Below are 7,978 nucleotides of genomic sequence, written 5' to 3' on the forward strand. Positions count from 1 at the left end.
CATAAGCATGTTCTGTAGGCATGTCCGGAGGGGGAAGAAAATAAATGACAACGATTATCGGCGAATTGATGACCTTGATGTTAATGGCATTTGCTCTTGGGATGGATGCCTTTTCGATTGGAATAGGGATGGGGATGTTTCAGCTGAGATTGAAGCAGGTCTTTTATATAGGATTGGTGGTCGGGATCTTTCATGTGTGGATGCCGCTACTTGGTATGATGACGGGAAAATTTCTTTCGGCGACGTTCGGATCCTTTGCAGCATATGCAGGTGGTGTGCTGCTCATCGTCCTTGGAATCCAGATGTTCATGTCGAGCTTCAAGGAAGAGGAAACGACCCTTATTTCACCGGTGGGATTCGGGTTGGTGCTATTCGCCTTGAGTGTAAGTCTGGACAGCTTTTCAGTCGGATTGACCCTCGGGATCTTTGGAGCAAGGACTGCCGTTGCCCTCTTTTGTTTCGGAATAGCGGCTACCGTGCTGACGTGGTCAGGATTATTGATCGGCCGGAAGTTCCAGGGCGTGCTCGGAACATACAGCGAGGCGCTTGGTGGGAGTATACTGTTTGCATTCGGGGTGAAGCTGCTCCTGCCGATTTAAGTATAAATAGAATTTGAGGTCCGTCCCTCGGGGGTGGGCCTTTTTTGTCCAGCTCCGGCGGCTTTTAGTCTCGGGGTCATAGGTCAAGTCCCTTAAAAAGCCAAAGAGAGCGCCTTTCCGGTCGACTCGCCTGATGCTTGTAGCCCCAGGGCAAGCCGCCTCCGCTTTTCTTTTTTGTCTAATTGGTGAATGGTCTATGGATGGGATGGAAAATATTTTATAATAGGCTTTAAGGAGGGTGACGTGATGAATATTTTGTTTATTTGTACGGGAAATACATGCCGGAGTCCTATGGCAGAGGCGGTTCTGAAGCATAAGGGAAAAGACAGGTTCGAGGTGAAATCTGCCGGTGTTTTTGCCATGGATGGAAATGATGCATCATTTCAGGCTAAAGAAGTGCTGAAAGAGAACGATATAATACATAGACACCAATCGAGTTCGCTGTCAAAGGAGAACTTGGATTGGGCTTCCTATATTTTTACGATGACATCGAATCATAAGCGGGCGATCCTGGATCAATATCCACATGTGGCGGACAAAATTTTCACGTTGAAGGAGTTCGTCCTTGAAGATCCCGCTGATTTGGATGTGTCAGACCCGTATGGGGGAAGTGTGGACATCTATAGACATACATACAGAGAACTGGATTCATTGATTGACGAGTTAATGAAAAAGCTTGGCTAGAGACAGGGAGAGAGAAAGATGGGGAAAAGCTACAAATCGGGGCTTAGAAAGAAATTGGTCTTCTTTATCACGCTTCTTGCCGTGGTAACGTATACGACAAGTGCATTTTTTATTTATGTGATTAAACCTGCTTTTGCACCAAACATGAACGAGCTGTGGTTTACGATCATGACCCTCGGGATGGGTGTGTTCTGGTCTGCAGTGCTGGCGTTTTTTGCCGCGGGATTCATCGTCAAACCGCTTCAGCGTCTGGAACAGGTGGCGTTGAAAGCGGCTGAAGGGGACATTGCCATTGAAGTGGATGTACCGAAGTCCGATGATGAGATCCGTTCGCTGGCCCTGGCGTTCAACCGTATGCTGCATAATCTGCGGGACATGGTATCAAGCATCGATGACAATTTTAATAAAACGAACTCAAATGTGATCGAGCTGTCGAAAGCATCGGAAATCGCATCCGTACAAGCGGATTCGATTTCACGGACGATCAGCGAAATTTCAGCGGGGGCCGAAAGCTCGGCTGTGGCCATTCAATCCACGGCTGAATCGGTGGAGGATGTCATCCGGATTGCACAGGAAGTACAGAATCATTCCAAATCATCCGAGCATATGTCTAAGAATATGGTGACAGAGCTGCAGGGAAGTAAAGAAGTCATCCATTCCCTCGTGGAAGGCATCAGCCGATTGGCAAAAGGCAATGAAGCTTCCTTAGATGCCGTCCGCAGACTTGAGGATAATGCGAAGAAAGTGGAGCAGATCATCCAGCTGGTAGGGGATATTGCGAACCAGACAAATCTACTCGCATTGAATGCTTCCATTGAAGCGGCACGTGCCGGGGAACATGGGAAAGGCTTCGCAGTCGTGGCGGAGGAAGTCCGGAAACTGGCGGACGAAAGCGGTAAGGCGGTTCAAGGCATTTCGGAACTCATCAAGAATATCCAAACCGAGGTCGGAAATGTCGTCGGACAGATCACGACCCAGGTTGACTCAGCGAACTCCGAAGCTCAAAAAGGGACGCAGACGAATGAAATGATCGAAACCATGACCAAAACGATCCACGAGGTGGCGGATGCGGTACAAAACATTTCCGTCCTGGTCGACCAGCAGATGGATAGCATACAGCTTACGTCCCGGCAGTCACAGGAAGTGGCCGCCATCGCAGAAGAAACATCCGCGGGAGCAGTGGAAGTATCGGCTTCCACCAAAGAACAAGCACACGTCATGAATGACGTGGAGAAGCTGGCCCTGAATCTGAAGGAGCAGGCGGAATCACTCAAAAGCACGATCACACGTTTTCATTTATAAAGGTAAGCGGGTATGAGGGACGGACCTCATACCCGTTTTTTCATGCTGAAAAGCTTTATATAATGAAGAGTATGTGGCAAAATAAAACGTATCAAAGGCTATGGGGAGTGGGAGAATATGAAAATCGCAATTGCATCCGATCACGGTGGCGTGAATATCAGAGAAGAAATCAAATCACTATTAGAAGAGTTAGGTTTGGAGTATGAAGACTTCGGCTGTGAATGCGGGACATCCGTTGACTATCCGGATTATGCCGTCCCTGTGGCGGAGAAAGTGGCAAGCGGTGAATTCGACCGTGGCATCCTCATCTGTGGAACAGGGATCGGCATGAGCATCTCTGCCAACAAAGTAAAGGGAATCCGCTGTGCCCTTGTCCACGACGTATTCAGTGCGAAAGCGACACGGGAACATAATGACAGCAATATGCTGGCCATGGGTGAGCGCGTAATCGGAGCAGGACTGGCACGTGAAATCGCCAAAACGTGGCTTGGCACGGAATTCGAAGGCGGCCGCCACGCGAATCGCGTAGGGAAGATCACGGCATACGAAGACAAATAATAAGGAGTGGGTTCCATGGAAATCGCTCAATTGAAAGAAGAACTGCATAAGATCCTGAAGGACTTCAGCGATCAGGTTCCGATGAAAAAAGGACAAGTATTTGTCGTTGGCTGCTCCACCTCTGAAGTGATGGGGGAGCGGATCGGTACTTCTGGAACGATAGAAGTCGCAGCAATGATCTTTGACGAGTTGAAGGGGTGGGCAGATGCGCTGGGCGTTTCGTTGGCGTTTCAATGCTGCGAGCACTTAAACCGGGCGCTGGTCCTTGAACGGGAAGTCGCGGAAAGGAAGGGGCTCGACGAAGTGACCGTCGTCCCTGTCCGAGAAGCAGGAGGCGCCATGGCCACACAGGCCTATCACTCGTTTACTGATCCCGTCATGGTCGAGCACATCAAAGTCGACGCCGGCATCGACATCGGGGACACCTTCATCGGCATGCACCTGAAACACGTAGCCGTCCCGATCAGAGTCAGCCAAAAAAGCCTTGGCGAAGCACACATCACCCTCGCCAAAACCAGACCAAAACTCATCGGCGGCACCAGAGCCGTCTACGAATAAATCGTTATGAGGTCCGTTTCTCTTTGTTGAGGGACGGACCTTTATTTTGATTTGGGAGGAAAACGGGGTGTCAAAACCGAACGATAAAGTGTGGCAAGGGCTGATTGATTTTGAAACGGGGAATTCAAGGGGTATTAGAAGTCGGGTGTGAATTGAGGTTACATCAATAAAGTTAGTTGGAATGCCTATTAATACAGAGGTAGTGAGGGTCAGAAGAGTATTTGTGCACTCACTCACATAAGGTTCGTCCCTCCAAAAGGGCTCTAAACACGAACGTTACGTTTTGACTATAGGTTTTTATTTCGCCTTTTGGTGAATCGTGTTAGAATGGGATTGAATGAATCAAGGAGGCGCCGCAGTTGGGCCTATGAATTAAAGGGGGATATGTATGAGTAAGATTGCCAAGCAAGATCCGGAAATGTATGCAGCGATTCAAGATGAATTAGAGCGTCAACGAACGAAGATCGAGTTAATTGCGTCTGAAAACTTTGTCAGTGAAGCGGTTATGGAAGCACAAGGTTCCGTGCTGACGAACAAGTATGCAGAGGGGTACCCAGGTCGTCGCTATTATGGTGGCTGTGAGCATGTGGACGTAGCCGAGAATCTGGCCCGCGACCGTGCGAAAGAACTGTTTGGAGCGGAGCATGTCAACGTTCAGCCTCACTCAGGTGCACAGGCGAATATGGCAGTCTACTTCACCATCCTAGAACAGGGCGATACGGTTCTTGGAATGAACTTATCCCACGGAGGACATCTGACTCACGGAAGTGCGGTCAACTTCAGTGGTATTCAATATAACTTCGTAGAGTACGGTGTAGATGAAGAAAAGCACCTGATCAATTACGAAGATGTTAGACAAAAAGCGTTAGAGCACAAGCCGAAGCTGATCGTAGCGGGAGCGAGTGCCTATCCTAGAGCGATCGATTTCGCGAAATTCCGTGAAATTGCAGACGAAGTGGGAGCATACCTAATGGTGGATATGGCTCACATCGCCGGTCTGGTAGCGGCTGGACTTCACCAAAATCCGATTCCGTATGCAGACTTCGTGACGACAACGACCCACAAAACATTGCGTGGACCTCGCGGCGGAATGATTCTATGTAAAGAAGAGTTCGCGAAGAAGATAGACAAGTCTATTTTCCCTGGAATCCAAGGGGGCCCGCTTATGCACGTCATCTCTGCCAAAGCTGTGGCTTTCGGTGAAGCACTGCAGGATTCTTTCAAAGAATATGCACAGAACATCATCGACAATGCGAAGCGCTTGGGAGAAGGTCTTGTGAAGGAAGGAATCGACCTTGTATCAGGCGGTTCTGATAACCACCTATTACTGATCGACACTCGCTCACTGGGATTGACTGGTAAAGTGGCGGAGAAAGTCCTGGATGAAATCGGGATCACCGTTAATAAAAATACGATTCCATTCGATCCGGAAAGTCCATTCGTTACAAGCGGTGTGCGTATTGGTACAGCGGCTGTAACTTCTAGAGGTTTCGGACTTGAAGACATGGACGAAATTGCTTCGATCATGGCATTGACTCTTAAGAACCACGAAGATGAAGCGAAATTGGAAGAAGCACGAAAACGCGTGTTGGATTTAACAAGCAAATTTGAATTGTATCCTGAGAGATAATAGATGTGACCTCTTCATTAGGGACGGATGTTCCTGGTGGAGGGGTTTTTTTGCGGGAGTAGAGGCGGGTGGAGAGGGGTTTTTCTATAATTTGTTAAATGACGCAATTAGATGGTAAAACGAGGAAATTAACAAAAAAACGACGCAAAAAAATTAGAAATGACGCAATCCCAAGCGGAAATGACGCAATAATCTTGAAAATGACGCAATCCCCTTCATCTCATACCCTCCTTACCTTCACTTCCCCAGTCAAACCAAACAAAAACCCCATCACAGGGATCAACTCCAACTCTGAATTTCTCAATTCTAACGATTCCATTACACTTCCCATCTCATGTTGCTCTTGTTTTGTCTTTTATGTACAATAGTCTGAGGTGTAAATGAAGTGAAAGAACCATTTTTACATAAAACTGAATTTAAAGGAGAGAGTCGAATGGGCAAAGTATATGTATTTGATCATCCGTTGATCCAACATAAGTTAACGTTTATACGTGATAAAGAAACAGGAACAAAGGAATTCCGTGAGCTTGTAGATGAGGTTGCAACACTGATGGCCTTTGAAATCACACGTGACCTTCCATTGGAGGATATCGATGTAGAGACGCCGGTAAGCAAAGCGAAAGCCAAAACCCTTGCAGGTAAAAAATTAGGGATTGTTCCTATCCTCCGTGCCGGTCTTGGAATGGTTGATGGCATCCTTAAATTGATCCCGGCTGCGAAAGTGGGACATGTCGGGTTATACCGTGATCCTGAGACTCTTAAACCGATTGAATATTACGTAAAGCTTCCTAGCGATGTGGAAGAGCGTGACTTCATCCTGGTCGATCCGATGCTTGCGACAGGGGGATCTGCTGTGGAAGCTATTAACTCATTAAAGAAACGCGGTGCTGTCAGCATCAAGTTCATGTGCTTAGTGGCATGCCCGGAAGGTGTGGATGCTATCAAGGAAGCGCACCCTGATGTTGATATCTTCATCGCCGCTCTTGATGAAAAGCTGAATGAAAAAGGCTACATCGTCCCTGGTTTAGGGGACGCAGGCGATCGTTTATACGGAACGAAATAAGAAAGGCAGGGCGAAAAAATGACGAATCCAATCAAGGTAATGACGATTTTCGGAACAAGACCGGAAGCCATCAAGATGGCTCCACTTGTCCTGGAATTGAAGAAGTATCCAGAAAGCTTTGAAACGATTGTGACAGTAACTGCTCAGCACCGTGAAATGTTGGATCAGGTATTGAATATCTTTGATATCACACCTGATTATGACCTGAACATCATGAAAGACCGTCAAACGCTCATCGATGTAACGACACGCGGACTGGAAGGTCTCGATAAAATCATGAAAGAAGCAAAGCCGGACATTGTTCTTGTGCATGGTGATACAACGACAACATTCGTCGCAAGTCTTGCTGCTTTCTATAATCAAATCTCTGTGGGCCACGTCGAAGCAGGCCTTAGAACGTGGAATAAATATTCACCGTTCCCTGAGGAAATGAATCGTCAACTGACAGGCGTCATGGCGGATCTTCATTTTGCTCCAACAGAAAAATCATCCCAGAATCTTCTGAATGAAAATAAAAAAGAAGAGGGTATTTTCATCACTGGAAATACCGCGATCGATGCGTTAAAAACAACGGTGAAAGACGAGTATCATCATGACGTATTGGAGAAGGTTGGAGACGATCGTTTAGTTCTCTTGACAGCTCACCGTCGTGAAAACCTTGGTCAACCGATGCGCAATATGTTCCGTGCGATTAAACGATTAGTGGAAGAGCACGATGATATCCAGGTTGTCTATCCGGTTCACTTGAATCCTGCCGTTCGTGAAGTGGCAGACGAAGTACTCGGAGACGACAAGCGGATCCATCTGATTGAACCACTGGATGTGATTGATTTCCACAACTTTGCATCCCGGGCCCACCTGATTCTGACCGATTCAGGCGGTGTACAGGAAGAAGCACCTTCATTAGGTGTACCGGTCCTTGTCCTGCGTGACACAACTGAACGTCCTGAAGGGATTGAAGCAGGGACATTGAAGCTTGCAGGAAACGAAGAAGAAAACATCTACAAGCTTGCGAAAGAACTTCTGACAGATCCGGAAGCACACGGCAAAATGTCCAAAGCAACAAATCCGTATGGAGATGGACAAGCATCCTACCGAATCACCCAAGCAATCCGTTACCACTTCGGTCACCTGGAAAAACGTCCGAAATCCTTCGATCCGAACGAATAAAATGAAGTAAAGGTCCGTCCCTCTTACAATTATTGAGGGACGGACCTTTATTTTTTAAATGAATGCATTTTGAAACTAGTTGGAAGTATTTACATTAAATTCAAGGGTTACTCCATTAGGGAATCTTCTATATAATGGAGGGGCATGTGAAGTAGGGTATCTATGAATTTGTTAATATATTTCCAATTTGTTCGCGTGGGGCGGGCAGTTTGGCTTCGCTTTTCGCGATGTCCAGCTCCGGGGGCTTGGGGCTCGAGGTCATAAGCCAAGCCGACCAAAAAGGCAAAGAGCGCCTTTCCGGTCGACTTGTCTTATGCTTGTCGCCCCAGAGCAAGCCCCCTCCGCTTTTCTGCATGTCCAGCTCCGGGGGCTTGGGGCTCGAGGTCATAAGCCAAGCCGACCAAAAAGGCAAAG

The 7,978-nt window shown here is 47.5% G+C and carries 8 protein-coding genes; all 8 read left to right on the forward strand.

Features of this window, described 5'->3' with window-relative positions; all coding sequences use genetic code 11:
• The first annotated feature begins 44 nt into the window (after nt 1-44).
• The 8 genes from JI667_RS20420 to wecB all read left to right on the forward strand — a co-directional run bounded on the left by JI667_RS20420 (nt 45) and on the right by wecB (nt 7,564).
• Complete coding sequence (locus JI667_RS20420; protein ID WP_206858206.1) at nt 45-599, forward strand: manganese efflux pump MntP family protein; 555 nt, start codon at nt 45-47, stop codon at nt 597-599.
• Between the two features lie 246 nt (nt 600-845).
• A complete protein-coding gene (locus JI667_RS20425) occupies nt 846-1,283 on the forward strand; it encodes a low molecular weight protein arginine phosphatase (RefSeq protein ID WP_206858207.1) in 438 nt (145 codons plus the stop codon).
• A gap of 18 nt (nt 1,284-1,301) precedes the next feature.
• The gene (locus JI667_RS20430; protein ID WP_206858208.1) at nt 1,302-2,585 is read left to right on the forward strand and encodes a methyl-accepting chemotaxis protein; all 1,284 of its coding nucleotides are present in this window, start codon (nt 1,302-1,304) and stop codon (nt 2,583-2,585) included.
• Nucleotides 2,586-2,702: 117 nt separating this feature from the next.
• The gene (gene rpiB, locus JI667_RS20435) at nt 2,703-3,143 is read left to right on the forward strand and encodes a ribose 5-phosphate isomerase B (RefSeq protein ID WP_206858209.1); all 441 of its coding nucleotides are present in this window, start codon (nt 2,703-2,705) and stop codon (nt 3,141-3,143) included.
• A gap of 15 nt (nt 3,144-3,158) precedes the next feature.
• A complete protein-coding gene (locus JI667_RS20440) occupies nt 3,159-3,701 on the forward strand; it encodes a TIGR01440 family protein (RefSeq protein WP_206858210.1) in 543 nt (180 codons plus the stop codon).
• Between the two features lie 388 nt (nt 3,702-4,089).
• Entirely contained in the window at nt 4,090-5,331 is a 1,242-nt protein-coding gene (gene glyA, locus JI667_RS20445; RefSeq protein ID WP_206858212.1) for a serine hydroxymethyltransferase, read from the forward strand.
• Nucleotides 5,332-5,764: 433 nt separating this feature from the next.
• Nucleotides 5,765-6,394 (forward strand): uracil phosphoribosyltransferase, encoded by a 630-nt coding sequence (gene upp, locus JI667_RS20450; protein WP_098351501.1) that lies wholly within the window; start codon nt 5,765-5,767, stop codon nt 6,392-6,394.
• Nucleotides 6,395-6,412: 18 nt separating this feature from the next.
• Nucleotides 6,413-7,564, forward strand: coding sequence for a non-hydrolyzing UDP-N-acetylglucosamine 2-epimerase (wecB, locus tag JI667_RS20455; RefSeq protein WP_206858213.1), 1,152 nt, complete (start codon nt 6,413-6,415; stop codon nt 7,562-7,564).
• Nucleotides 7,565-7,978 lie beyond the last annotated feature (414 nt).

This window comes from Bacillus sp. NTK074B (genome assembly GCF_017303375.1).
Lineage (GTDB): Bacteria > Bacillota > Bacilli > Bacillales > Bacillaceae_B > Rossellomorea.

Excerpts from the sequence above, each read along its gene's own strand:
- JI667_RS20430 (WP_206858208.1), top strand. The coding sequence starts at position 1,302 with ATGGGGAAAAGCTACAAATCGGGGCTTAGAAAGAAATTGGTCTTCTTT.
- wecB (WP_206858213.1), top strand. The coding sequence starts at position 6,413 with ATGACGAATCCAATCAAGGTAATGACGATTTTCGGAACAAGACCGGAA.
- JI667_RS20420 (WP_206858206.1), top strand. The coding sequence starts at position 45 with ATGACAACGATTATCGGCGAATTGATGACCTTGATGTTAATGGCATTT.
- rpiB (WP_206858209.1), top strand. The coding sequence starts at position 2,703 with ATGAAAATCGCAATTGCATCCGATCACGGTGGCGTGAATATCAGAGAA.
- JI667_RS20440 (WP_206858210.1), top strand. The coding sequence starts at position 3,159 with ATGGAAATCGCTCAATTGAAAGAAGAACTGCATAAGATCCTGAAGGAC.
- upp (WP_098351501.1), top strand. The coding sequence starts at position 5,765 with ATGGGCAAAGTATATGTATTTGATCATCCGTTGATCCAACATAAGTTA.
- JI667_RS20425 (WP_206858207.1), top strand. The coding sequence starts at position 846 with ATGAATATTTTGTTTATTTGTACGGGAAATACATGCCGGAGTCCTATG.
- glyA (WP_206858212.1), top strand. The coding sequence starts at position 4,090 with ATGAGTAAGATTGCCAAGCAAGATCCGGAAATGTATGCAGCGATTCAA.